The organism is Siccirubricoccus soli (assembly GCF_024178315.1).
Classification (GTDB): Bacteria; Pseudomonadota; Alphaproteobacteria; order Acetobacterales; family Acetobacteraceae; genus Siccirubricoccus; species Siccirubricoccus soli.
This window is the reverse complement of sequence record NZ_JAMZIK010000160.1, coordinates 1-24,212: the sequence shown is the minus strand read 5'-3', so window position 1 is coordinate 24,212 and position 24,212 is coordinate 1. Positions and strand designations below refer to the sequence as shown.

The 24,212-nt window shown below is 69.8% G+C and carries 19 protein-coding genes; 4 read left to right on the top strand and 15 right to left on the bottom strand.

What is annotated here, in order from left to right; translation table 11 throughout:
- From NJ376_RS22750 to NJ376_RS22735, 4 genes are all read right to left on the bottom strand, one after another.
- A partial coding sequence (locus NJ376_RS22750) for an SdrD B-like domain-containing protein (protein WP_252955578.1) occupies nucleotides 1–1,166 on the bottom strand: 1,166 nt, incomplete at its 3' end.
- Between the two features lie 135 nt (nucleotides 1,167–1,301).
- Nucleotides 1,302–1,814 (bottom strand): hypothetical protein, encoded by a 513-nt coding sequence (locus NJ376_RS22745; protein WP_252955577.1) that lies wholly within the window; start codon nucleotides 1,812–1,814, stop codon nucleotides 1,302–1,304.
- Nucleotides 1,815–2,226: 412 nt separating this feature from the next.
- Nucleotides 2,227–3,423, bottom strand: a complete 1,197-nt coding sequence (locus NJ376_RS22740; RefSeq protein WP_252955576.1) for an FAD-dependent monooxygenase — start codon at nucleotides 3,421–3,423, stop codon at nucleotides 2,227–2,229.
- Between the two features lies 1 nt (nucleotide 3,424).
- Nucleotides 3,425–4,429: a VOC family protein gene (locus tag NJ376_RS22735; RefSeq protein ID WP_252955575.1), complete on the bottom strand. Its 1,005-nt coding sequence runs from the start codon at nucleotides 4,427–4,429 to the stop codon at nucleotides 3,425–3,427.
- A gap of 182 nt (nucleotides 4,430–4,611) precedes the next feature.
- Here NJ376_RS22735 and NJ376_RS22730 point away from each other — a divergent pair, with 182 nt between their 5' ends.
- Nucleotides 4,612–5,886: an aspartate aminotransferase family protein gene (locus tag NJ376_RS22730; protein WP_252955574.1), complete on the top strand. Its 1,275-nt coding sequence runs from the start codon at nucleotides 4,612–4,614 to the stop codon at nucleotides 5,884–5,886.
- Nucleotides 5,883–6,875 carry a phosphotransferase enzyme family protein gene (locus NJ376_RS22725; RefSeq protein ID WP_252955573.1) on the top strand — a complete coding sequence of 331 codons (993 nt, stop codon included), beginning with the start codon at nucleotides 5,883–5,885 and terminating at the stop codon, nucleotides 6,873–6,875. Before NJ376_RS22730 ends, NJ376_RS22725 begins: the two co-directional genes overlap by 4 nt.
- Nucleotides 6,876–7,432: 557 nt before the next feature.
- Here the strand turns inward: NJ376_RS22725 and NJ376_RS22720 are convergent.
- The 3 genes from NJ376_RS22720 to NJ376_RS22710 are packed head-to-tail and all read right to left on the bottom strand — an operon-like array spanning nucleotide 7,433 to nucleotide 9,502.
- Nucleotides 7,433–8,287, bottom strand: a complete 855-nt coding sequence (locus NJ376_RS22720; protein ID WP_252955572.1) for a phytanoyl-CoA dioxygenase family protein — start codon at nucleotides 8,285–8,287, stop codon at nucleotides 7,433–7,435.
- A gap of 49 nt (nucleotides 8,288–8,336) precedes the next feature.
- Nucleotides 8,337–9,059, bottom strand: coding sequence for a hypothetical protein (locus NJ376_RS22715; RefSeq protein ID WP_252955571.1), 723 nt, complete (start codon nucleotides 9,057–9,059; stop codon nucleotides 8,337–8,339).
- A 2-nt stretch (nucleotides 9,060–9,061) separates the two neighbouring features.
- Nucleotides 9,062–9,502 carry a cupin domain-containing protein gene (locus tag NJ376_RS22710; RefSeq protein WP_252955570.1) on the bottom strand — a complete coding sequence of 147 codons (441 nt, stop codon included), beginning with the start codon at nucleotides 9,500–9,502 and terminating at the stop codon, nucleotides 9,062–9,064.
- 135 nt (nucleotides 9,503–9,637) lie between these two features.
- On the opposite strand from NJ376_RS22710, the gene NJ376_RS22705 reads away from it, so the two are divergent.
- Nucleotides 9,638–10,579 carry a Bug family tripartite tricarboxylate transporter substrate binding protein gene (locus tag NJ376_RS22705; RefSeq protein WP_252955569.1) on the top strand — a complete coding sequence of 314 codons (942 nt, stop codon included), beginning with the start codon at nucleotides 9,638–9,640 and terminating at the stop codon, nucleotides 10,577–10,579.
- 85 nt (nucleotides 10,580–10,664) lie between these two features.
- Here NJ376_RS22705 and pepN read toward each other — a convergent pair whose 3' ends face one another.
- Genes pepN through NJ376_RS22690 form a run of 3 tightly spaced genes read right to left on the bottom strand, consistent with a single transcriptional unit; the run spans nucleotide 10,665 to nucleotide 17,035 of the window.
- The gene (pepN, locus tag NJ376_RS22700; RefSeq protein WP_252955568.1) at nucleotides 10,665–13,295 is read right to left on the bottom strand and encodes an aminopeptidase N; all 2,631 of its coding nucleotides are present in this window, start codon (nucleotides 13,293–13,295) and stop codon (nucleotides 10,665–10,667) included.
- 5 nt (nucleotides 13,296–13,300) lie between these two features.
- Entirely contained in the window at nucleotides 13,301–15,481 is a 2,181-nt protein-coding gene (locus NJ376_RS22695; RefSeq protein ID WP_252955567.1) for a N,N-dimethylformamidase beta subunit family domain-containing protein, read from the bottom strand.
- 54 nt (nucleotides 15,482–15,535) lie between these two features.
- A complete protein-coding gene (locus NJ376_RS22690; RefSeq protein ID WP_252955566.1) occupies nucleotides 15,536–17,035 on the bottom strand; it encodes a M81 family metallopeptidase in 1,500 nt (499 codons plus the stop codon).
- Nucleotides 17,036–17,105: 70 nt separating this feature from the next.
- On the opposite strand from NJ376_RS22690, the gene NJ376_RS22685 reads away from it, so the two are divergent.
- On the top strand, nucleotides 17,106–18,737 hold the full coding sequence (locus NJ376_RS22685) for a gamma-glutamyltransferase family protein (protein WP_252955565.1): 1,632 nt from the start codon (nucleotides 17,106–17,108) through the stop codon (nucleotides 18,735–18,737).
- A gap of 17 nt (nucleotides 18,738–18,754) precedes the next feature.
- On the opposite strand, the gene NJ376_RS22680 is transcribed toward NJ376_RS22685, so the two are convergent.
- The 5 genes from NJ376_RS22680 to NJ376_RS22660 form a co-directional block, all read right to left on the bottom strand.
- Complete coding sequence (locus NJ376_RS22680) at nucleotides 18,755–19,852, bottom strand: alpha-hydroxy acid oxidase (RefSeq protein ID WP_252955564.1); 1,098 nt, start codon at nucleotides 19,850–19,852, stop codon at nucleotides 18,755–18,757.
- Nucleotides 19,852–20,727 carry an isocitrate lyase/PEP mutase family protein gene (locus tag NJ376_RS22675; protein WP_252955563.1) on the bottom strand — a complete coding sequence of 292 codons (876 nt, stop codon included), beginning with the start codon at nucleotides 20,725–20,727 and terminating at the stop codon, nucleotides 19,852–19,854. The genes NJ376_RS22680 and NJ376_RS22675 overlap by 1 nt, the downstream gene beginning before the upstream one ends.
- A gap of 72 nt (nucleotides 20,728–20,799) precedes the next feature.
- Nucleotides 20,800–22,032 carry an amidohydrolase family protein gene (locus NJ376_RS22670; protein WP_252955562.1) on the bottom strand — a complete coding sequence of 411 codons (1,233 nt, stop codon included), beginning with the start codon at nucleotides 22,030–22,032 and terminating at the stop codon, nucleotides 20,800–20,802.
- On the bottom strand, nucleotides 22,033–23,346 hold the full coding sequence (gene hisD / locus NJ376_RS22665; protein WP_252955561.1) for a histidinol dehydrogenase: 1,314 nt from the start codon (nucleotides 23,344–23,346) through the stop codon (nucleotides 22,033–22,035).
- Nucleotides 23,347–23,362: 16 nt separating this feature from the next.
- Complete coding sequence (locus NJ376_RS22660; RefSeq protein WP_252955579.1) at nucleotides 23,363–24,130, bottom strand: SDR family NAD(P)-dependent oxidoreductase; 768 nt, start codon at nucleotides 24,128–24,130, stop codon at nucleotides 23,363–23,365.
- Nucleotides 24,131–24,212: the final 82 nt, after the last annotated feature.

The following is a 24,212-nucleotide window of genomic DNA, read 5'->3' as shown; positions in this document are numbered from 1 at the left end:
GCGTCGCTGTCCTTCGCATCATCGCCGCCCTGGTTGGCGCTGGTCGGCACATAGCCGGCCGGGGTGACGAAATGCACGCTGTAGGTGCCGGGGGTCTGGCCGGTGAAGCCGTAGCTGCCATCCGCTGCGGTCGTGGTGGTGGCCACCACCGTGCCGGCGGCGTTCAGCAGCTCCACCGTCACGCCGGCGATGCCGGCCTCGCCGGCGTCCTGCACGCCGTTGGCGTTGCTATCCTCGAAGACGAAGTCGCCGAGCCCGGCCGGCTTGTAGAAGCCGGCATCCAGCGTGCCGTTGTATTCGCCGGAGCTCAGCGTCACCTGCTGGGTGGTGCCGCCGACCGCGTCGCTGTCCTTCGCATCATCGCCGCCCTGGTTGGCGCTGGTCGGCACATAGCCGGCCGGGGTGACGAAATGCACGCTGTAGGTGCCGGGGGTCTGGCCGGTGAAGCCGTAGCTGCCATCCGCTGCGGTCGTGGTGGTGGCCACCACCGTGCCGGCGGCGTTCAGCAGCTGCACGGTCACGCCGGCGATGCCGGCCTCGCCCGCATCCTGCAGGCCGTTGGCGTTGCTATGCTCGAAGACGAAGTCGCCGAGCCCGGCGGGGCTCGCCGCGGTCGTGGTGTAGCCCTGGGTCATGGAACTGAAGCTGGCCACGGTGCCGGACGCGGCCGAGCTGGCGATGGAGATGCTGATCGTGATGGTGACGTGCACTGAGCTGTAGGCGCCGCCCAGGCTCAGGGCATCGCCGGTCTCGATCGGCGGGTCTGCGGTGTCGGTGGCCGATTGCGTCTTGGTCAGCGTGCTCTGGGCGAGCAGCGTGCCTGAGGTGCTGTAGACCGCCTCGCTCAGCTTCACCGTCACGCCGGCGGCGACGCTGCTGTCCGGGATGAAGGAGTTGGTCGAGATCGCGCTCAGCGCCCGCGCCGGGTCCACCGTTGAGATGTCGTAGTCGAGGGTCAGGGTATAGCTGGAGCCCGGGCCGGTGGCGCCGGCGACGAAGCCGGTCCAGCGCAGGCCGGCGATGGCATTGCCAAGGACGGAGGGCGCGCCGGCGACGGTGACCGCATCGGTGGTGAAGCTGTTGGCGGTGCCGGTCACGCTCTCGGATGCGGTGATGTTGCTGAATTTCAGGCCGTCATCGATGACGTCGGCGTAGCTCGTCGCCATGGGGCGGGTTCCTCGGGAAATGGGGTCGGAAGGCTTCGTCGTAGGCAAAGCCGCCGGACGCGGTGCCGAGGGACTCGGCACCGCTTCCATCGGGTCGCGGCCGGGGATGCGAGGGCGCGCGGGCCCTCGCCCGGATCAGGCGAGGCGGGTCCGCGGGCGCTGGCCGCGCGCCGCGGCCAGACCGGCCAGGCCGACCAGCAGCAGGAGGAGGGGCGCGGGCGCCGGCACGGCCGAGGTGGTGATGAGGAGGCGCATCACCTCCCCCCCCACCGCGTTGATGTCGAACTCGATGGCGACCATCGTGGTGGGGTCGAAGCCGAGGGTGGGGTTGCTCTCATCAAGCTGGCCGGGAACCGCCACGACGTAGGGCGGGTCCACGGCGGGCACAAAGACATTGCCCCCGAAGCTGGCGCCCGCGTCGCCCGTGACGATGGAGGTGATGCTGGTCAGCGTCCCGATATTCGCGGTGATCTCGATCATCACCGTCAGGTCGCCGCCCGCCGCGACCAGCGGTTGGCCGGCCTCGGTGTTCACGAGCCGCACGCCGGTGCCGCCCACCGCTTCCAGGCCCACCCCGCCGCAGACGGCGCAGTCCGTGACGGCGAAGGTGTAATTGCCGACGGTCAGCGTCGGGAGGGGTGCGGCCATGCCGGGCTGCGCCCATGCCGTCAGCGCCGTGGCCACCGCTAGGCCACGCATCCATGCTCCGCAGCGTTTCGTGAAATTCGCCACCGTTCAGCCCTCTTGCAACGATATTCGGTCAACCACGCCGCCAGCCCATCGCCGGACCTGGTTGACCCTCACAGTAGGGTGAAGCAAATGGCGTGCCTAAGATCGATTTTTTGGATTTTCAGGGCGCTGCATCCGGCGCCGCGGCCAGTGACGCCGATGTGTAAAAATTTCTGACAGTCGTCTTCATATTGCAACGTTCGAGCGTGGCGCAGGACGATCCGGAATCATACAAGTTTTGCGCGAGTTTCTTTGGTTCGGGTACAACCCCCACTCGTCAGGGCGGGCTGGAACGGCACCCCGCCCCGCCTGCCGGCAGGGCGCTGCGGGACTACAGGGCCACCTGTGTCACGTCATAGGTGTAGAGCCACTCCGTCCGCTCCAGCATCGCCTCCACCGCGAATTCCCGGGCGACATAGGCGGCCGCGCCTTCGGCATGGGCCAGTTCCGGGTTGTGGAAGCGCTTGGTGTTGGCGGCGGAGCCGGTGACGACGCGCGCCGTGCGGTCCCGCCGCGCCGCCTCATAGCGGTCAAGCGCCGCCTCCGGGCCCGGGATCTCCGCCAGGGCGCGGGCGAGGATGAAGCCGTCCTCGATGGCCATGACGGCGCCCTGGGCCATGAAGGGCAGGGTCGGGTGGCAGGCATCGCCGAGCAGCGTGACGCGCCCCTGCCCCCAGCGCGGCAGCGGGTCCCGCGCCAGGAAGGCCCAGCGGAAGGGTGTCTCGATGGCGTCGATCATGGCGTGGATGTCGGGGTGCCAGCCTGCGAAGTCGCGGTGGAGCTCCGCCTGGCTGCCTCGGGCGGTCCAGCTTTCCACCTGCCAGTCCACGCCTTCCACCACGCCGACGAAATTCATGAGCTCCCCGCAGCGCAGCGGGTAGTGCACCACATGCCGCCCGGGCCCGACCCAATTGCTGCCGACCGGCCGGTTCAGATGGGCCGGGAGCCTTGCCATGGGGATGACGCCGCGCCAGGCGAGCAGGCCGGTGAAGCGGGCTGCCCCCTCCCCCCAGAGCTGCCGGCGCACCACCGAATGGATGCCGTCGGCACCGACCAGCACATCGCCCTCGGCCATGTCGCCATCGGTGAAGCGCAGCCGGACGCCTTGCGCCGTGGCCTCGAACCCCTCCGCCTTGTGGCCCAGATGGATGGCCTGCGGCGCCGCCGCGCGCACCGCCGCTTCCAGCGCCGCGAGCAGATCCGGGCGATAGACGGTGAAATAGGGGTAGCCGTAGCGCGCCTTGGCCTCCGCCAGCACATCGGCGATGGGCCAGGCCTGGCCGGTGTTCCAGAGACGGATCTCCTTGCCCCTGGTCTCGGAGGAGACCGCGGCCACCGCCTCCCCCACCCCCAGCTCATACAGCACCCGGGCGCCGTTGGAGCTGATCTGCACCCCGGCGCCGACCTCGCGCAGCGCCTGGGCCTGCTCATGCACCTCAACGGCGAAGCCGCGGCGCAGCAGGGCGAGCGCCGCGATCAGCCCGCCGATGCCGGCACCGAGGATGACGACCCGAGGCTTCGCCGCCATGTCACTCGGCCGCCGCGGAGAGCTGATCCCACCAGGCGCATTCGCCGCGGATCAGGCTGTGGTTGCCGGGCAGCACCTGGACCGGCTGGCGCTCGCCACGCGCCGCGGCCTCCAGCTTCAGGCGCCGCGCCTCGGCGCGCATCTCGGCGTTGCCCCAATTGCGCTCATGGCCCCAGAGGCTGGGGCCGGAGGTCATCTCCACCGGCTGCCAGCTCGCCATGTCCACTGCCCGGCCACCCCAACCGTATTCCACCAGGAAATTGCCCGGTGTGGTGGCGTAGAAGCTGGTCATGAAGTCGTTGGTGTGGCGGCCGAGGGTGGTGGCGACGCGCCCCTCCTCCAGCATCGCCAGATCGTAGCCCTGGCCGACATCGTCGAGGTTGAACAGCTCCATCATGATGTGATGGAGGCCGGGGCCGGGCCGCTCGATCAGCGCCAGGGAATGATGGCGCGGGTTGACGTGCAGGAAATAGGCGTGGAAGGGGTTGGTCACGTAGTCGGAGACGCGGAAGCCCAGCAGGTCGCGATAGAAGCTGAGCGCCTGCGCCATGTCCGGCACGTTCAGCACCGCATGCCCCATGCCCAGCGCGCCGGTGCGGAAGCCGCTAAGGCAGCGGCCGGGCTGGAAGGGCTCGCGCGTGCTCTCCGCGCCATGCACGATCTCAAGGCGGTTGCCCATCGGGTCCTGGGTGACGATGAGGCCGGCGACATGACGCTGCGCCGCCAGCGCGGCATCGCCCCGCGCCACGCGGCGGCCGGAAGCCTCTAGCCTCGCCGCCAGGGCGGCGAGGGCGGCGGCGTCCGCCACCTCCCAGCCGAAGAAGCGGGCGCCGTCGCTGGCATCCGGCACCACCAGCAGGCGCTGCTTGCGGTCATCCATGCGGAAGCGGAGCTGGTGGGGGCTGCGCTCGGCCAATTGCAGGCCGAGGAGCCTGGTGCCGAAGCCCACCCAATCCTCGAGGGTCTTCGCCGCGATGCCGACATAGCCGAGGGCCTGGATCGCCATGGGATTCTTTCCCTGTTCCTTGGCGCCACGCTATCAGCAAGCTTCCGGCTTGTCGTGCCCCGGCTTGGCCGGCGCGGACCGGGAGGCCGGCCGGCACTGCGCCGCGATTGACCGGCAAACCGCGCCGCTTATGCTGCACTGCCGCAAGGCGCCGTACGCCGCGGCCGGGAGGGACCGAGGACATGACCGAGCTGCTCGCGCGACGCAATGCCGCCTTCGGCGCCGGCGCCCCGCTCTTCTACGAGCACCCGCTGCACCTGGTGCGCGGCGAAGGCGTCCATCTCTACGACGCCGAGGGAAGGCGCTATGTGGACATGTACAACAACGTCCCCTGCGTCGGCCACGCCAACCCCCGGGTGGTGGAGGCGATGGCGCGGCAGCAGGCGACGCTGAACACCCATAGCCGCTACCTGCATGAGGGCGCGATCGCCTTCGCCGAAAGACTGGCGGCGCTGCACGGGAAGCAGATCGAGAGCGTCATCCTGAGCTGCAGCGGCACGGAGGCGAATGAGGTGGCGCTGCGCATGGCGCGCTTCGCGACCGGCAGGCGCGGCATCCTTTGCACCAACGCCACCTATCACGGCAACAGCGAGCTGGTGGGCAGCCTGACGCGGCTGGGCAGCCAGCCCAGCCCCAACCCCTCGGTGCGCGCCTTCCCCTTCCCGGAGAAATACCGTCCGATCGCGCCCAACCTGAACGAGGCGCAGCTCTGCGAGGCCTATCTGGCGGAGCTGGGCAAGGCCATCGAGGATCTCCGGCGCAGCGGCGACGGCGTGGCCGCCATGCTGATCTGCTCCATCTTCGCCAATGAGGGCTTGCCGGACGTGCCGGCCGGCTTCGCGGCCCGCGCCGCGGCGATGGTGCGGGAGGCAGGGGGCCTGGTCATCGCCGATGAAGTGCAGGCCGGCTATGCCCGCACCGGCAAATGGTGGGGCTATGAGGTGACGGGCTTCACCCCGGACATCGTCGTCACCGGCAAGCCGATGGGCAACGGGCTGCCGCTGGCCGCCACCGCCGCCAGCCGGGCGCTGGTGGAGGGGTTCCGGGCAAGGACGCGCTATTTCAACACCTTCGCCGCCTCGCCCTTGCAGGCGGCCGTGGGGATGGCGGTGCTGGACGAGATCGAGCAGCGCGACCTGCGCGGCAACGTCACCGCCGTCGGCGCCGCGCTGAAGGCCGGGCTGCAGGCGCGCCGGGGCGCCAGCGAGGCGATCGGCGATGTGCGCGGCCACGGCCTGTTCATCGGCGTGGAGCTGGTGAGGCCGGCGGATGGCAGCCCGGATGTCGAGCTGGCCAAGGCGGTGATCAACCGGCTGAAGGAGAAGGGCTTCCTTACCAGCAATGCCGGCATCTTCGCCAATGTGGTGAAGATCCGCCCGCCCCTGCCCTTCGGCATGGCGGAGGCCGAGGCTTTCCTCGGCGCCTGGGACGAGACCATCGCCGAACTCGCCGCATGAGCGCGGCGGCGGCCTACCTGCCGGCGGCGCGGCAGGCGCTGGCCGCCTTCGGGGTGATGCCGGCGGAGCTGCGCTTCGTCCGCCTCAGCGAGAACGCCACCTTCCTGGCGGTGGATGCGCGGGACGGGGCGAAGCTGGTGCTGCGGCTCCACCGCCCCACCTACCACGCCCTCGAGGAGCTGCGCTCCGAGCATCTCTGGACCCGGGCCCTGGTGCAGGCGGGGGTGGCAACGCCGGAGCCGCTGGCGACGCTCGCGGGCGAGGCCTTCGCCCAGGTGGAGATCGCGGCGACGCGCGAGCAGCGCTGGGCCGGCCTCGCCCGCTGGGTGGAGGGCGAGCTGCTGGCGGAGGTGGTGGCGCGGGAGGGTGATGCCGCGGCGAATCTTGCGCGCTTCCGCGGACTGGGCGCGCTGATCGCCGCCATGCACAACCAGGCGACGGGCTGGGCGCCGCCGGCGGGCTTCCGGCGTCACCGGCTGGACGCGGAGGGGCTGATGGGCGAGACGCCCTTCTGGGGCCCTTTCTGGGACCACCCGATCTTCTCCGCCGCGGAGCGCCGGTTGATGCTGGCAACGCGCGACGCGCTGCACGGCGTGCTGACCCGCTATGGCGAGGCGCCGGAGCGGTTCAGCCTGATCCATGCCGATCTGCATCCGCGCAACGTGCTGGTGGATGGTACGCGCGTCGCGGTGATCGATTTCGACGACGCCGGGTATGGCTGGCATCTCTATGACCTCGCCGTGGCGCTGATCGACTACCAGCTGCACCCGCAGGCGGCGGCGCTGCGGGAGGCGGTGCTGGCGGGCTACCGGAGCGTGCGGCCCCTGGCCGAGGCGGATGCGGCGCTGCTGCCGATGTTCCAGCTCATCCGCGACATGGCGCAGATCGGCTGGTATCTCGGGCGGCCGGAGCTGCCGCCCTCGCGTGACCTGCCGCAGCTCAAGGATTACGTCCTGCGCCGCGCCGCGGGTTTCACGCCGCCGCTTTAGAGCAGATCGCGTTCAGATGGAATCATCTGAACGCGTGAGATGCTCGCAAAACAACGGCCTAGAGCATGCTGCGTGAGCGCAAGCGCACGCAGCATGCTCTAGAGCGTTTTCGGTTTACATGCGTTCACCGAAAAACGCTGTATGCCTTTGTTTGCAGAGCAGATTCAGGCCTTCGGGGGATGCCGCCCTACGGCGATCTGCTCTAGCAACCCCCTCGGTGGGAACGGGCGCGCTCATACGCGCCCGACACCGTCGAGCGCACCTCAGGCCCCAGCCACGGGGTGGTTTGCGTGTCAAGGACGCAACCGCCCGAAGCGCGGTGCCGCTTCGCGGCATTCCTGACACGCTAACCACCCCATGGCCCTCGCGAATGGTCGCCTTCGACGGTGTCGAAGGCGCCGGAAGGCGCCTTCACCGGCGGCAGTAAGCAAGACGTCCGCCATCACCCGCGTTGCCCGTTGCCCTGCTTTGGCTTCGCCACGGCAGGCTGTGCGAGGTGCCGACCGTCCAGCAACACCTCCGGCCCTCAGGATGGCGCGCAGCGACATCGTGGGGATTTAGTGCACCAGCGACATCTCCGGCATGAGCTGGCTGGCGCGGAAGAAGCGGCCGACGCTGTCCCGGTGCGCGACAACGGCCGCGGCGTCGAAATCCGCCTGCGGCGCCGGCTCCAGGTCGAAATGGTCGAAGCGGTTCTCGCCCCGCACCAGCGTGGCGGAAAGCCGCGTCGGCCCGGTGTGGTAGCAGCGCGCCGGGATGTAGCTGATGCCGAGCCCGATGCGGTCCATCTTGGACCGGTTGGGTGAGGAGGCGTGCAGCACCATGGTGTCGTGCAGCGAGAATTCGCCGGGCTGCAGCGGGATGGGCACGCATTGGCTGGCGTCGATCTCTGCCTTCACCGTCTGGCCGCGGCTGAGCATGATGCCGGGGTCCGAGCGGTCCGTATGCGGGAGCTGGCCGTGCTTGTGGCTGCCGGGCAGCATGGTGACGCAGCCGCTGTCCTCGGTGCTCGGCGTCAGCGCCACCCAGGCGGTCACATGCTCATGCGGCGCCAGGCCGAAATAGGTGCCGTCCTGGTGCCAGGGAACGAAGCCGTCCGTCCCGGCCTCCTTCCACCACAGCGTAGTGTGGTAGACGAGGATGTCCGGTCCGATCACATCCTCCACCGCATCCAGCACGGCGGGGTGGCGCACCATCTCCGCCGCCCAGCGGAACAGCAGGTAGGGCTTGACGCGGGAGGAGGATTGCCGCTGCCCGGGCGGCTTCGGATAGGCGAGGTCGAAGGCCGTGGTGGTGCGTGCCATCTCCTGCCGCCAGCGCTCCGCCTCGGCCGCGGAGACGGCGCGGAAGGGGGTGACGTAGCCGTCCCGGCGATAGGCTTCGAGCTGCGCCTCGGTCAGCAATTTCGGCATGGCCCTTGCGGTCCTTTCAAGCTGTCGCGTCCGTCGCCGGTTTAAGCAACTAGCTTGCCACAATAGGCGGCGTCACCCAAAGGGCCTTTGCAATCCCGCGCAGCCCGCCATCGGCGCCGAAGATGGCAGTGCCGGCGGAGAGCTTCCGCCCCTCCCGCTCGAGCTGCCAGCCGAGGACGATGCATTCCTCCCCCGGCGCGACCGGCGCCAGCAGCCGGGCGGCGATGCGGCCCAGCAGCATGCGCTGCGGCGCCTCGCCTACGGTGAAGGCGAAGGAGCCGGCGCAGTCCAGCGCGGACCAGAGATAGATCGGCGCCACCTGGCCATCCGCCCCGGCGAAGGCGGCATGCGGCGTCCAGGCGGCGGCGGCGATGCCGGGGCGGCCGGGAACCTGGCCGGTGAAGACGCGCAGCCCCACGCCCTCCTCCCAGGCGGAGCCGCAGACGAAGCAGCGGCCGATGGAATGGGTGAAAGGGCCATCAAGGAACCAGCGCGTGGCGGCGCGGGCTTCCGCGAGGCTCGGCGGCGGTGGCGGGGCGAGGTCGAGATCGACGGGCCGTGCCTCGGCGATGGTGGCGCCCCCGGCATCCACCGCACGCACCAGCCCGGCCTCGCGCCGGATCTCGAGCGTCCGGTCCAGCGGCCAGCCGCGGCGCAGCGTCACCTCGGCCGGCTGGGTGCCGAGCCGCTCCGCCATCAGTCCGGCGACATAGCCACCATTGCCGATGCCATCCGGGCCGCGAAAGCGCGCCGCGATAGAAGCCTGCTCCATGCTCAGCGCCGCTCCGCCGGGGTGGAGGTGGCGGGGCCTTCGCCGACAATCAGCAACATGGTGGGTTCCTCCTTCGCGCCGTCGTAATGCACGCCGCGGGCAAAATGGGTGACGAAGCTGCCGGCCGGCACGGGCACGGTGTCCCCCGGCTTGAATTCGGGGCCGGCGCCCATCCACCAGGTGCCGGAGAGCACGGTGATGAAGCGGTCATTTGGGTGGAAATGCGGACGGCTCATATGGCCGGGCAGCCAGCGCAGCATCACGGCGTAGAAGCCGGGCTTCGCGGGGTCGCCCACCAGCACCGCCTGCTGGTTGCCATTCGCCGTCACCGGGCCCCAGGGAATCTGCTCCGGCAGGCGGAAGGCGATGGCGCGCGGGTCCAGCTCCGCCGCACGGGCCGGCAGGGCAAGCAGCGGCAACAGCAGCAGGTGGCGTATTCGCATGGCGGTTTCCTCCTTCGCCACCGCTTCGCTGCGGCGGGCTGCTTGCGTCCGGCGGGCCCGGCATGCGGGCACTGAACACTAGCGTCAGCTCTGCGCCTCGGCCAAGCTGGCGGCAAGGACAGGGAGGAGGCGCCAATGCCGAAGCGCCGTCAGATGCTGGCGGGGCTCGTCGCGCTGCCGGCGGCGAGTGCCAGGGCCCAGGGCTGGGAGCCGACACGGCCCATCCAATGCATCATCGGCTTCGCGCCCGGTGGCGGCGCGGATCTGATCGCGCGGGCGATCGTGGAAGCGGCGCAGCCGATGTTTCCCCAGCCCCTGGTGGTGACGAACCGGCCGGGCGCCGGCGGGACCATCGCGGCGCAATATGTGGCTGGGCTGCCGGGCGACGGCCACACGCTGCTGATGGGCGGAGGCAGCGAGAGCACCAGCATCCCCGCCTTCCGCGCCCTGCCCTATGACGCCCGCACCAGCTTCCGCGCGGTGATGCGGCTGCTGCGGCAGCGCATGTTCATCCTGGCGAAAGCGGATGGCCCCTACCGGACGATGCGGGAGGCGCTGCTGGCGGCGCGGGCGAGGCCGCAGGCGGTGAGCCATGGCAGCTCCGGCATCGGCTCCATCTACCACGCCGTCTTCGCCGTGCTGGAGAAGCGGGCCGGGGTGGAGCTGCTGCACGTGCCCTTCAACGGCGGCGCGCCGGGGCTGCAGGCGGTAGCGGCGGGCCAGGTGGACCTGATGGTGGCGAGCCCGGAGGAATTCCGCGGCCTGACCGATGGCGGGCTGCTGCGCGTGCTGGCCTGCTGCTCCGCCGAGCGGGCGCCGGCCTTCCCGGAGGTGCCGACCCTGGCGGAGCTGGGGCTGGAGATGGCGCTGGAGAACATGAAGGGCTGGGTGGTGCCGGCCAGCACGCCAGACGCCGCGGTGACCTATCTGCATGACCGCTTCCGCGCCGCCATGGCGAAGCCAAGCTGGCAGGCCTTCGTGGAACGCGCCGGCGAAGGCGATGGCTACCTGGACGGCCCCGGCTTCCAGAAGGCCATGGACGAGGTCCTGGACGCCGTAACCGCGGCAACACGCTGAACCTGCTTCGTCCCGGACCTCTGGTTTCCAAAGGCCCTTCGGCCTTTGGTGGGTGGAGCTCGAGGAGGGCAGAGCCCTCCTCGAGCTAGGCGAGCGCCTTCGATGCCTTCTCGAAAGTCCCCTTGCTGAGATTGGGCGCCGCCAGCACCCGCTCCAGCTCCTTCCGCATCAGCGCGCCGCGCGCCTCCGACTGCCGCCGCCAGAGGCCGAGCGGCCCGATCAACCGCGCCGCCACCTGGCCGTTGATGGGGTCGAGCGCGATCACCGCATCGGCAAGGAAGCGGTACCCTGCCCCACCCGCATCGTGAAAATGCAGTGGGTTGCCGGCGGCGAAGGCGCCGATCAAGGCGCGTGCCCGGTTCGGGTTCTTCAGGTCGAAATCCGGATGCGCGTAGAGCGCCTGCACCGCCGCCAGCGTGTCGGGACGCGAGGACATGGCCTGGATGGAGAACCATTTGTCCAGCACCAGGTCGTCGCCACGCCACTTCGCGTGGAAGGCGGCGAGTGCCTTCTCCCGTGCCGGGCTGTCGGTATCGGCCAGCAGGGAAAGGGCGGCAAGCTGGTCCGTCATGTTGGTCGCCGCATCGTACTGCGCCGCGGCCAGCGCGGTGTCCCCCGCCGCGGTCAGGTAGGCGAGGCAGGCATTGCGCAGGGCACGGCGGCCGATGCTGTGGCCGTCGATGCGATAGGGGCCGGTGTCGGTCAGCGCCTCATAGGTGGCGCGCAGCTTCGCGGCGCAGGCGGTGCCGATCTCCCGCCGCATGGCCTGGCGCACCTGATGGATGGCGACGGGGTCCGCCACCTGCATCTGGTCGGCGAGGAACCCCTCGCCAGGCAGCACCAGTGCTTCCGCGGCGAAGGCGGGGTCGGCACCGGCGCCGTCCAGCGTGTTCGCGACCGCCTCGGCCAGAGCGGGGTCGAAGCCTGGGGCCTCGCCGCGCTGCACCCGCGCCACCTGTTCCAGCATGAAGGCGGCGGCGTATTGCTGGCCGCTGTCCCAGCGCACGAAGGGGTCGGTGTCGTGCACCGCGAGGAAGCGCAGCCGCGCCTGCGGCACGCCCTTCAGCCGGACGGGGGCGGAGAAGCCGCGCAGCAGGGAGGGCACGGGCGGCGCCGGCACATCCTCGAAGGTGAAGCGTTGCTCCGCCTGGTCCAGCAGCAGCAGCCGCGTGCCCTTCTGCGCGCTGTTCTCGCCGGCAAGGCGGGTCGGCAGTTCCGCCCCATCGGCGCCGAGCAGCCCCATCGCGACCGGGATGGGCAGCGGGCCCTTCTCCGCCTGGCCCGGCGTCGGCGGGGTGTGCTGACGGAGCGTCAGGGTGTAGCGGCGCGTGGCGGGGTCGTAGCTGTCCTCCGCCGTCACTTCCGGCGTGCCGGCCTGGTCGTACCAGTGCAGGTGGTGGCTGAGATCGACGCCCGATGCCTCCTGCATGGCGCCGACGAAATCCTCGATCGTCACCGCCTGGTTGTCGTTGCGAGAGATGTAGAGGTCCATGCCGCGGCGGAACGCCTCCGCACCCAGGCGGGTATGCAGCAGCCGCACCACCTCCGCGCCCTTCTGGTAGACGGTCGGGGTGTAGAAATTATCGATGTCGATATAGCTGTCCGGCCGCACCGGATGGGCCATGGGGCCGGCATCCTCCGGGAATTGCGCCGCGCGCAGGCCACGCACGTCGCGGATGCGCTTCACCGCGCGGCTGCCCTGGTCGGCTGAGAATTCCTGGTCGCGGAAGACCGTCAACCCCTCCTTCAGGGAAAGCTGGAACCAGTCCCGGCAGGTGACGCGGTTGCCGGTCCAATTGTGGAAATACTCATGGGCGATGACGGTCTCGATGCCCTGGTAGTCGCCATCCGTCGCCGTCTCTGGCTGGGCCAGCACGTATTTGGTGTTGAAGACGTTGAGGCCCTTGTTCTCCATCGCCCCCATGTTGAAGTCGGAGACGGCGGCGATGTTGAAGATGTCGAGGTCGTATTCCAGGCCGAAGACATCCTCGTCCCATTTCATGGAGCGCTTGAGGCTGTCCATGGCGTGGCCGCAGCGGTCCTCATCGCCGCGGCGGACCCAGATGTTCAGCGAGACAAGCCGGCCGGATTTCGTCGTGAACTGGTCATGGACATTGATCAGGTCGCCGGCGACCAGGGCGAAGAGGTAGCTCGGCTTCGGATGCGGATCGACCCAGCGGACCCAGTGGCGGTTGCCCTCGGCATGGCCAGATCCGTCCGAATTGCCGTTGGAGAGCATGACCGGGCAGAGGGTGCGGTCGGCGGTGATGGTGACCGTGTAGCGGGACATGACATCCGGCCGGTCCGGGAAGAAGGTGATGCGGCGGAAGCCCTCCGCCTCGCACTGGGTGTAGAAGTTGCCGCCCGAGGTATAGAGGCCGGAGAGCAAGGTGTTCTTCTCCGGCACGATGCGAACCGTGGTCTCCAGCGTGCCGGATTGGGGCGGGTCCAAGATGGTGAGGGAGCCATCCTCGCCCAGGCTGTAGCGGCCGGCGGGCAGGGCCGCGCCATCCAGCTTCGCCTCCAGCAGCTCCAGCGCCTCGCCATCCAGCCGCAGCTTGGCGTCCTGCGGCGCGGCCGGGTTGCGCCGCAGCGCCAAGCGGGACCGCACCAGCGTCGCCTTGGGGTCGAGCTCGAAAGCCAGCTCGACCGTATCCACCAGGAAGGCGGGCGGCGTGTAATCCTGGCGGCGGGTGGTCTTGGGGCTGTCTGCCATCTGGGTCATGCCTGGAACCGGGTCAGGACGTTCTCGAGGATGCGGGATACCGGGTTAACGTAGCCGTCATGCGAAAGGCTCCCGCAGAAGGTGATGGAGCCGGTGGAGAAGACGGCGCCGCCGCCCGTCGTCTCGAAATAGACGATCTCGGCGCGGATCAGCGCCTCCGGCGTCTCGCCGGTGACGGTGGTCAGATGGGTCAGCAGCTCCTCCGGCACCGTCACGAAATGCTCCTGATGCGCCTCGCTCCGCGCCAGGATGAGGGCGTTGGGCGGGGTGCCCAGCAGCGGGTCGGCGCGGTCCAGCTCGAACCCCGCGGCGCCGCCGCCGGACAGGCCGAAGCCGCCGAATTCCTCGCCGGGCTTCACCCCCGTGCCTTCGAAGATCCAGGCGGCGCGGGGGTCGGTGATGCCCTCCGTCGCGCGGTAGTGGCTGCCCTCGAACTTCCCCTGGCCGCTGAAGCCGACGCCGGCGAGGAGCTGCGGCGGACGGCCGTTGCGGCGCCAGAGCCCGCCGAGCGTGCCGTCAAGCTGGTTGTAGTACTCGCCCGTCTCCGCCGCCCAGGCGCGGATGCCGCCCTCGGCGCGGCGGATCTCCAGCAGATGCGGCCGGTCCTGCCGCCGCGCCACCTTCCAGTAGAAACCGTTGCCGCCGAGATAGGCCAGCCGCCCGCCGCGGTTCACGAATTCCTGCAGCGCATCCAGCGTGCCCGGCGTGTGGTATTCCGGATGCGAGCCGGTGACGACGACCTTGTAGCGCGAGAGCAGCTCGAAGCCCTCATTGTCCAGATCCTCATCCGTGATGACGTCGTAGGCGAAGCCCTTCTCCTCCAGCCAGTCGGTCAGGTGGCTGTCGGCCGGCAGGTGGCGAAGGCCGGAACCCTTGTCATCCGGCACCGCCAGGAAGCCGGGCCGCATGTTCATGATGGGGCGGAGGCGGGAGGAGAGCGAGATGCCGCTGCCATCCGGATGGTTGTTGTAGGTGGAGAGCCCGTAGTCGCGCACCAGGTTGCCGCAATAGGGGTAGGCGCCCCAGGCGGCGCGCTTGGCCAATTGCGTCTCCGGGAATTCCGGCCGGGCGTAGTTGGCGTAGACCTGACAGGTGAAGGTGTTCGCCAGATAGGCGATGGGCGCGCGCGCCACACCCTTGGGCGGCAGGACGAAGAAGGGGATCATGTCCCAGTGCTCGCCGCAGGTCAGGCGCACGGCATAGACGCCGCTCGGCATGTCCTCCGGGATCGGCACCACGAAGTCCGTGGCCCAGCGGCAATCCTCCAGATCGTCCTCATGCAGGTGCACAGCGGCGTAGTGGCGCGGCGCGTGGCGCCAGGCATGCTCCTCACCGGTCCAACGGCTGCCCTTGACCGCGCGGGTGGGCAGGTTGACGAAGCGACCATGCAGCGCGGCGGGGCCGCGGTCGAGGACCGCCTCGCCTTCCTGGGCGAGGGAGAAATCCCACCAGGCGGCGACGCGGCCGGAGGCGAGCAGCGCCTCGGGCGAGTCCAGCGTCACAAGCGGCGTGCCGCGCAGCAGCAGCGGGTCCTCCAGCCTGCCGTTGAAATGCCCGGTGGCGTCGGGGGCGGCGCCCAGGGTGACGGCGTAGTCGCCGGACCAATCGGCCATGGGCAGCGCGGCCTCGGCCGCGGCGCGCTCATCCACGCCCCAGCTCCGTTGCAGCGGCGTCTGGCGCAGCGTCACGCGTCCCTCGCCGATTGTCACCGCCACCTCGTACCAGCGGCGGTGCAGCAGGGGTACGGCGGTGGCAAGGCGCACGGTCTTCCCGTCCAGCGTCACGCTGGCAGCGAGGCCAGTATTGTCGGCGGTAAGGGTCAGGCTGCGGCCGGTGCCGGCCAGGGCCAGCACCACCTGCGGCCGATCCGGGCCGCGCAGCTTCCAGGGCGAGAGCCGCAGCAGCAGGGTGAAAGCCTCACCCAGCGCCAGCCGGCCGGCAGCGCAGCCATGAGAGCCGAGCGGCACCGGCTTGGCGACGGAGGGGTACTCGCCCGCCCACTCCGCCGGCACCGGGATGAGCTTCATCCCCGGGCCGTTCGGGTTGGGATCGGCGTGCCGCACCCGCACCAGCTCGGCCTTGAAGGGACGATCGAGCTGGGAGGAGATCTTCACCTCCAGCCGCTCCCCCGGCCTTGCGGAAAACCGGTCCAGATAGCCGATCAGCGGCACCACCATCGCCCTGCCCTTCCCCGTGTTCCGCCGCAGCCTGCCATGCTGCGGCGCAGCCCGCTATCCGTTGGTGCCGGGATCGAGCGGGTAGATCGGCCGCCGCACCTTCTCGAATTTGAGCTGGCTGAAGTCCGAGGTGCAGACGCCGACGCCGGCGCATTCCACGATCTCCCGCGCCAGCGGGCCCAGCGCGGCGCGCCAATGCACCCGGCTCTTGATCGCCAGCACCTTCTTGTCGCGCGGCTCGATGCCGAGGATGCGGAACATGTCAGGCGAGACCGGCTCGATCTGCCGCGTCACCAGCACGATCTCGACGGTGCCGGTGTCCAGCACCACCGTCGGGCCCATGAAGACCTTGAGGCCCGGCGAGAGCCCGGCCTTGGTGACGAAGGTGCCGGAGGAGATGGTCTTCACCGTGCCGGTGACGGTCAGCGGCTTCGAGCTTTGCGGCAGCGCCGGCATGGGCAGCTTGCCGCCGATGTCGAGGGTGATCTCGGCGCCCGGTCCCGCCTTGAGGCAGGCCTCGACCGCCGCCTTGTCGCAGATGCCGAAGAAGGCGACATCCGTCAGGCCCTGGCGGAGAATTTCCGCCAGCACCTCCGTGGTGTCCATGGTGCCGCCGCTGGCGCAATTGTCGTAATGGTCCAGCATCACCACCGGCAGGTCGCCGCCCTGGGCCGCCAGGGCCTTCGCCTTGGCCACGGATTCGCCGAGCGGCTCCGGGCGGAAGACGAAGGATTCGCGGGCCTTCCAGGCTAAGTCCAGCAGTTCCTGCACCATCGCCTCGGCCGCGGATTTGTCGCCATCGGTGGTGACGACGGCGGAGAGGCCGGCGCCCTCGATATCCGCATGCGGGAAGCCGACATAGAGGCTGGCGGTCAGGGCGCGGCCGCTCTCCTCCCACTGCCGGCACATGGCCTGCAGCTCCTTGTTGGGATAGGCATGGGTGCCCTGGGCCATGACATGCGGCAGCATCGGGGCGCGGCCCCAGGCGGTGACGGGCGTCACCTCGCCCTTCATGGCGCGCAGCAGCACGGCAGCGGCGCGGGCAGCGGTCTCGCCCTGATCGACATGCGGATAGGTGTGGTAGCCGGCCGTCACCGTCGCCCGCTCCACCATGTCCGGATAGATATTGGCGTGCATGTCGTAGGATATGGCAATGGGCGTCCTCGCATCCACGGCGCGGATGCGGCGCATCAGCTCGCCCTCGCCATCCTCGAAGCCTTCCACCACCATGGCGCCGTGCAGGTCCAGCAGGATGGCGTCCCAGCCGCCCTTGGCCACATCGGCGCAGATCCGCTCGCAGAAGCCGTCATAGGCGGCGCGCTGCACGGCGCCGGAGGGCGGGGCGTGGGCGGCGATGGAACACACCACCTCCGCTCCCGCCGCCTCCGCCACCTTCAGGAAGCCGCCGATGCAGGTGCCGGTGTTGCGGAAGAAGTCGAGGGCCGCCTTGCCCTCCAGCAGGGTCTTGCCATCCCGGCAGAAGCGCTCCCGCGGCGTCGGCACCGGGGAGAAGGTGTTGGTCTCATGCGAAAGGCCGGCGATCAGGATGCGCATCAGGCGGGCTCCAGGCTTGCGCCTGGCATCGTGCCGGCGCGAAGCTGGCGCGTGAAGAGGGAGACGCGCCATGCCCCGCCCCGCCCGCCGCCTGCCCGTACCGAAAGCGATGATCGTGGCCCCGCAGCCGGAGGCGGTGGAGGCCGGCACCGCCATGCTGGCCGCCGGCGGCAACGCGCTGGATGCGACGCTGGCCTGCGCCCTGACCCAGGGCGTGGTGGACCCGATGATGTGCGGCATCGGCGGCATCGCCACCCTGCAGGTCTTCGATCCGAGGAGCGGCACACATCAGGTGATCAACGGCCTCGGCACCTGCCCCGCCGCGGCGCGGCCGGAGATGTGGGCGGCGGATTTCCTCGGCGAATGCAGCGACGGCTTCGGCTACCGGGTGAAGAACTACGCCAACGAGCTGGGGCCGCTGGCGGTGACGGTGCCCGGCGCGCTGCGCGTCTTTGCCGATGCGCATGCAGCGCTGGGCCGCAAGCCCTGGGCCAGCCTGTTCGAGGCGGCCATCGGCTTCGCCGAGGAAGGCTGGATCATCCGCCCGCATGTCCATGCCATGTTCACCCTGGACGAGCGCCCCTATGGCCGGCTGAGCTATGTGGAGAAGCTCGGCTATACCGAGGATGGGCGGGCGCTCTATCTGCGGCCGGACGGCACGCCGAAGCGGCTGGGGGAGCAGGTGCGGAACCCGGCCCTGGCGGCGACGCTCGGCCGCATCGCCCGCGGCGGCGCGGCGGAATTCTACGGGGGCGGGATCGCGCGGGAGATCATCCGCGCCATGGAGGCAAAGGGCGGGCTGATCAGCGCCGCCGACCTCGCCGGCTTCCGCCCGGCGGTCAGCGCGCCGCTGAAGGTGCCCTATCGCGGCTTCACCCTGGCCCTGCCGGAGCCGCCGGCCGGCGGCGTGGTGGTGGGGGAGATGCTGCGCATCCTGGAGCGTTTTGATCTGGTCGCGCTGGGCCACAACACCCCGGCCTATATCCGGGTGGTGGCGGAGGCGATGAAGATCGCCGGCCTGGACAAGGAAGCGCATGTCGGCGATCCGGCCTTCCAGGATGTGCCGGTGGCAAGGCTGCTCTCTGGCGCCTATGCCGACGAATGCGCCGCGCGCATCCGCCGCGGCGAGCGGGCGAGCCTGAGCCGCGCCACATCGGACCCGCCGAACACCACCCATGTCTCCTGCGTGGATGCCGAGGGGATGGTGGTCTCGCTGACCCATACGCTGGCGGTGCCCTCCGGCCTCATCCCGCCGGGCACCGGCTTCATGCTGAACGGCGCGATGAACTGGATGGACCCGCGGCCGGGCCGCGCCGGCTCCATCGCGCCTGGCAAGCGCCGCTATTCCTCGATGACGCCGAGCATCGTGCTGGACGGGGACAGGCCGGTGGCGACGCTCGGCGCGCCGGGCGGCGCCTGGATCACGGTCGCGGTGGCGCAGGTGCTGCTGAACCTACTGGACTGGGGCATGGGGATGCAGGAGGCGGTGATGGCGCCGCGTTTCTCCGCCACCAGCGAGACCATCGACCTATCCAACCGCATCCCGCGCGCGACGGAGAAGGCGCTGCAAGCCATGGGCTATGCAACGAAGCGCAGCTACCAGAGCTATGCCTTCGCCGGCGTGCACGGGATCTCGCTGTGGGAGGGCATGCCGGAAGGCGGCGCCGACCCGCAGCGGGATGGCTACGCGGCGGGGGTCTGAGCCCCGCCGCGTCCGGTTCAGCGATAACCCGGATCGCTGAGGTTCGTCAGCGGAAATGCACTGTGGACATGCGGCGTGACGAGCGGCTCCACCGGATGCAGGTAGCTACCGTCGAGCTGGCCGAAGCTGGTCACGCCGAGCAGCCCCAGCACTTCGTGTACCTCGGTCGCCAGGAGTTCCAGCATGCGGGCGACGCCAGCTTCCCCCGCCGCCGCCAGGGCGTAGCAGTAGAGCCGGCCGAGGCCGACCAGCTCGGCGCCCAGGATGATGGCCTTCACCACATCCGTGCCGCGGCTGAAGCCGCCATCCACCCAGACCTTGGCGCGGCCGTTCACCGCCTTCACCACCTCCGGCAGCACGGCGATGGCACCGCGCCCATGGTCGAGCTGCCGCCCGCCATGGTTGGAGACATAGACCACCTCGACGCCATGCTCGACCGCGAGCAAGGCATCCTCGGCCGTGGCGATGCCCTTCAGCACCACCGGGATGTTGGGGAAGCGGTCCTTGAAGCGCTTGATGTCGTCCCAGTTCAGCGCCGCCTGGAAATGCTGGCCGGTGGCGCGGACGCGCCAGGGCTTGACGAAGCGCTTGGCGATGTCGCGTTCCCGCCGGCTGTAGATGGCGGTGTCCACGGTGAAGCAGAAGGCGTCGTAGCCGGCATCGATGGCGCGCTTGCCGATCTCGTCGATCCAGTCGCCGTCGCCGCGGACATAGAGCTGGAAGACCTTCGGCCCCTTCCCCGCTTGCGCCATCGGCTCCAGCCCCGGCATGGAGACCGAGGAGACCATGATGGGCACACCATAGGCCGCCGCCGCGCGCGCCGCCGGCGCACCACCCTCGGGGTCGAAATTCTCGAGGCCGCCGACCGGCGCCAGCATCACCGGGAGGGTGATCCTCCGCCCGAGGAAACGGCCGGAGAGGTCGATGGAGGAGACGTCGCGCAGCACCCGCGGCCGGAAGGCCAGGGCGTCGATCGCCGCGCGGTTGCGCAGCATCGTCGTCTCGGTCTCCGTGGCGCCGACCAGGTAGTCCCAATTGCCGGGGCTGAGACGGGACTTCGCTTCCTTGACGAATTCATGCAGCGTCTGGAAGGGGCTTTCGGCGTCGGTGCTCATCACTTGGATCCCTCCAGATAGTCGCGCGTCCAGCGCTTGTAGTCGGCGTCGCGGGTCACGCGTGCCATCAAATCGTCCTTCGGCACCAGCGTCAGGTCGCGCGGCGCCACCCCCTCCCGCAGCGCCTTCAGTGTCTCGTACACCGCGCGCTGCGCTGCCTGGATCGGCTGGTGGCCCTGCAGGGCGATGCGCACGCCGCGGGCGGCGAGGTAGGATCTGTCGTTCAGCTCCGGCGTGTCGACGCCGCCCAGGATGATGGGCAGGGTGGCGACGGCGGAAACCGCATCCAGCTCCGCCCGGGTGCGGATGCCGGTGTAGAACAGGGCATCGGCGCCGCTTTCGGTATAGGCCTTGGTGCGGGCCACCGCGTCCTCGATACCGTTCACCGCGACGACGCCGCTGCGGGCGACGATGCAGAAGCTGGGATCGTCCCGCGCCGCCAGCGACGCGCGCACCTTGCCCAGGCCCTCCTCCAGGCTGATCAGCGTCACCTTGCCGTCGCCGAAGGGGCGCGGCAGCACCGTATCCTCCAGCGTCATGGCGGCGATGCCGGCGGTCTCCAGCTCCTCCACCGCACGCATGGCGTTCAGCGCATTGCCATAGCCGTGGTCGGCATCCACCAGCACCGGCAGGGTCTTCGCCGCGCGGCAGATGCGGCGCGCCTGGTCGGCGAACTCGCTGAGGGTCAGCAGGATCAGATCCGGCGCACCGAGCACGGTGAGGGAGGCGGTGGAGCCGGCATACATGCCGACCTCGAAGCCCAGCTCCTCGGCGATGCGGGCCGACATCGGGTCATAGACCGAGCCGGGATGCACACAGACATTGCCGGCCAGCACCTGGCGGAAGCGCAGCCGGCGATCGGTGACGCTGCTCATCCGGTCAGCCCTCCCGCGAAGAGGATGCGGGCAGCGGGGTGTCGGGGCCTGGGGCCATGGACGTGTTCCTTGTCAGCCGGGCCTGTGTAGCACCACCGGCGTACGCGTGAAGCTCCGCCGGCCGCGCTTGAAGCCGGCCAGCACCGGCGCGACCTCGCGGATGGCTGCAACCGTGTCCGGCGCATCCACCAGCACCAGATCCGCCGGGTTGCCCACCGCGATGCCGTACTCCGTGCGCCGCATCAGCTTCGCCGAATTGCTGGTGAACATCGCCCAGGTGTCGCGGAGATCGTCCCGCATCGCGTGCTGGACGACGTTGGCATAGAGGTTGGCCTGGCGGATGAGCTGCCCGTCGCCCAGCGGGGTGAAGGCGTTCAGGATGTTGTTGGAGGAGATGGAGCAGGTGACGCCCATGCGGTGCAGCCGGTTGGCATCCGCCACGCTGCGCTCGATCCGGTGGTCCTTGTCCCGGCCGCCGAGATAGAGGTCGGTCGAGGGCAGGACGGTCAGCGCCACGCCGGCATCGGCCATGCGCTTCGCCATCTCATCCAGCTCCGGCAGCGGCATGACGGAGAGTTTCGTCAGATGGCCGCAGGCGACGCGGCCGCCCCAGCCGTACTTCTCCGTCAGCTCGCAGACCAGCCGCGTATCCAGATGCTGGGCGGAGGAGCCGCTATCGACATGCATGTCGATATCGACGTCGAATTCCCGCGCCAGCTCGAACACCCGGCGGACCTGCCCGGCCGGGTCGCTGTCATAGGTCGGCGCGGCGCCGATGACGCGGGCGCCGTTGCGCAGCGCCGCCACCATCAGCTCCTCGGTGCCGGGATTGTTCAGCATGCCTTCCTGCGGCATGACGCAGATCTCGATGTCGATGGCCCATTTATAAGCCTCGACCAGCGCCTTCACCCCCTCGAAGCCGCGCAGCCCGACCTTGGGATCGACCTCCGCATGGGTGCGCATCAGCGTGGTGCCGTGGCTGATGCATTTCTCCAGCGTCCGCCGGGCGCGAGCGTTCACGTCCTCGACCGTGAAGGTGTGCTTGATGGCGCTGGTGCGCTCCATCGCGTGGTGCGGGAAGCGGCCGGTCTCGCAGGCGCAGCGGTCGATGGTGCAGGTCTTGTCGAGATGGATATGCGTCTCGACGAAGCCGGGAGAGAGCAGCCGGCCACCGCATTCCACCACCTCCGCCGCCTCCGCCACCAGGCGGTGGCCGATGGTCGCGATGCGGCCTTCCTTCACGCCGACATCGGCGGCCGCGCCATCCGGCAGCCTGGCATCGCGGAACAGCAGGTCGAGGAGCATTCAGCGTTTCTCCGCCGCGGTGGCGTAGGGGATGTTGCGGCCGCCATAGCGGCGGACGCGGATATTGGCCTGCTCGGCATGGCCGGCGAAGCCTTCCAGCATGCAGAGGCGGGAACAGATTTCGCCGATCGAGGCGCTGGCCTCGTCGGTCAGCACGCGCTGGTAGGTGACGGTCTTGAGGAACTTCCCCACCCACAGCCCGCCGGTGTAGCGCGCCGCCTTCAGAGTCGGCAGGGTGTGGTTGGTGCCGATGACCTTGTCGCCATAGGAGACATTGGTGCGCGGCCCGAGGAAGAGCGCGCCGTAATTGGTCATGTTCTTCAGGAAGTAGTCGTCATCCCGCGTCATCACCTGGACATGCTCGGAGGCGATGCGGTCGGCCTCCTTCACCATCTCCTCCAGGCTGTCGCAGAGGATCACCTCGCCATAGTCGCGCCAGCTCTGCCGGGCGATGCCGGCGGTGGGCAGGATGGTCAGCAGCCGCTCCACCTCCGCCATCGTCTCCCGCGCCAGCTTCTCCGAATCCGTCAGCAGGATGGCGGGGCTGGTGGGCCCATGCTCCGCCTGGCCGAGCAGGTCGGTGGCGCACATCTCGGCATCCACCGTCTCATCGGCGATGACCAGCGTCTCGGTCGGGCCAGCGAAGAGGTCGATGCCGACGCGGCCATAGAGCTGCCGCTTGGCCTCCGCCACGAAGGCATTGCCGGGGCCGACCAGCATGTCGACCGGCGCGATGCTCTCGGTGCCCAGCGCCATGGCGCCCACCGCCTGGACACCGCCGAGGCAGTAGATGACATCCGCCCCGGCCAGGTGCTGCGCCGCGACGATGGCCGGGGCCGGCTTGCCCTCGAAGGGCGGGGCGCAGGTGACGATGCGCGGCACACCCGCGACCTTCGCCGTCACCACGGACATATGTGCCGAGGCGAGCAGCGGATACTTGCCCCCCGGCACGTAGCAGCCGACCGAGTTCACCGGGATGCTCTTGTGCCCCAGCACCACCCCGGGCAGCGTCTCCACCTCGATGTCCTGCAGCGCCGCCTTCTGCTTCTCGGCGAAATTGCGCACCTGGGCCTGGGCGAAACGGATATCCTCCAGATCCTGGCCGGTGAGCTGGTCCAGGCAGGCCTTGATCTCCGCATCCGTCAGCCGGTAATCGGCACGGTCCCATTTGTCGAACTTCACCGACATCTCGCGCACCGCCGCATCGCCGCGCTGCGCGATATCGGCCAGCAGCCCTTCGACCGTGGCCCGCACCTTCGCATCCGCCTCCGCCTTGTCGGCGGCGGGGATGCTCGTCTTCAGCCAGCGTGCCACCCTGCCCTCTCCTCTCTCATTCCGCGGTCCAGCCGCCATCCACCAGCATGGCGGAGCCGGTCATCAGCGCCGAGGCGTCGGAGGCGAGGAAGACCACCGCCCCCATCAGATCCTGCACCTGGCCGATCCGCCCCAGCTTGATCTTGGACAGCACCCAGTCCTTGAATTCCGGCTTCTCGAAGAAGGGCTTGGTCAGCGGCGTCTCGATGAAGGTGGGGCCGATGGTGTTGGCCCGGATGCCATGCGGCGCCAGATCGATGGCCATGGCCTTGGTCCAGCCCTCCATCGCCCATTTGCTGGCGCAGTAGACGCCGCGATTCGGCCCGCCGACATGGCCCATCTGGGAGGAGATGTTGATGATGCTCCCCCGCACCCTTTCCGCCATCATCCGCCGCACCACCGCCTGGGCGGCGAAGAAGCAGCCGCGCAGGTTCAGCGCCATCACCGCGTCGTAATCCTCGACGGTGACATCCTGGAACCGCGCCGGGCGGTTGGTGCCGGCATTGTTGACGAAGGCGTGGTAGGCGGGGCGGGCGGCGATCGCGGCCTGCACCGCCGGCACATCGGCCACGTCCAGCACCAAAGCGTCCGCCTGCCCGCCCGCGTCGCGGATCGCCGCGGCGGCGGCCTCGATCTCGGCCGCGCTGCGGGCGGCCAGCGTCACGGCGGCCCCGGCCCCGGCCAGCGCCGCGGCGGCGGCGAGGCCGATGCCGCGGCCGGCGCCGGTCACCAGGGCGCGGCGGCCATCCAGGCGGAAGCTCGGGGTCTCGGGCGGGGTCGTCATGATGCGCAGACTACGCTGCTCCGTGGCGCGGTCCAGCCCTTGCCGGGGCGGCGCGTCTCGCCAAGACTGGGCCGCAACGACC

Coding starts and splice junctions, on each gene's coding strand:
- NJ376_RS22745 (WP_252955577.1), bottom strand. CDS start 1,814: ATGGCCGCACCCCTCCCGACGCTGACCGTCGGCAATTACACCTTCGCC.
- NJ376_RS22740 (WP_252955576.1), bottom strand. CDS start 3,423: ATGGCGGCGAAGCCTCGGGTCGTCATCCTCGGTGCCGGCATCGGCGGG.
- NJ376_RS22735 (WP_252955575.1), bottom strand. CDS start 4,429: ATGGCGATCCAGGCCCTCGGCTATGTCGGCATCGCGGCGAAGACCCTC.
- NJ376_RS22730 (WP_252955574.1), top strand. CDS start 4,612: ATGACCGAGCTGCTCGCGCGACGCAATGCCGCCTTCGGCGCCGGCGCC.
- NJ376_RS22725 (WP_252955573.1), top strand. CDS start 5,883: ATGAGCGCGGCGGCGGCCTACCTGCCGGCGGCGCGGCAGGCGCTGGCC.
- NJ376_RS22720 (WP_252955572.1), bottom strand. CDS start 8,287: ATGCCGAAATTGCTGACCGAGGCGCAGCTCGAAGCCTATCGCCGGGAC.
- NJ376_RS22715 (WP_252955571.1), bottom strand. CDS start 9,059: ATGGAGCAGGCTTCTATCGCGGCGCGCTTTCGCGGCCCGGATGGCATC.
- NJ376_RS22710 (WP_252955570.1), bottom strand. CDS start 9,502: ATGCGAATACGCCACCTGCTGCTGTTGCCGCTGCTTGCCCTGCCGGCC.
- NJ376_RS22705 (WP_252955569.1), top strand. CDS start 9,638: ATGCCGAAGCGCCGTCAGATGCTGGCGGGGCTCGTCGCGCTGCCGGCG.
- pepN (WP_252955568.1), bottom strand. CDS start 13,295: ATGGCAGACAGCCCCAAGACCACCCGCCGCCAGGATTACACGCCGCCC.
- NJ376_RS22695 (WP_252955567.1), bottom strand. CDS start 15,481: ATGGTGGTGCCGCTGATCGGCTATCTGGACCGGTTTTCCGCAAGGCCG.
- NJ376_RS22690 (WP_252955566.1), bottom strand. CDS start 17,035: ATGCGCATCCTGATCGCCGGCCTTTCGCATGAGACCAACACCTTCTCC.
- NJ376_RS22685 (WP_252955565.1), top strand. CDS start 17,106: ATGCCCCGCCCCGCCCGCCGCCTGCCCGTACCGAAAGCGATGATCGTG.
- NJ376_RS22680 (WP_252955564.1), bottom strand. CDS start 19,852: ATGAGCACCGACGCCGAAAGCCCCTTCCAGACGCTGCATGAATTCGTC.
- NJ376_RS22675 (WP_252955563.1), bottom strand. CDS start 20,727: ATGAGCAGCGTCACCGATCGCCGGCTGCGCTTCCGCCAGGTGCTGGCC.
- NJ376_RS22670 (WP_252955562.1), bottom strand. CDS start 22,032: ATGCTCCTCGACCTGCTGTTCCGCGATGCCAGGCTGCCGGATGGCGCG.
- NJ376_RS22660 (WP_252955579.1), bottom strand. CDS start 24,130: ATGACGACCCCGCCCGAGACCCCGAGCTTCCGCCTGGATGGCCGCCGC.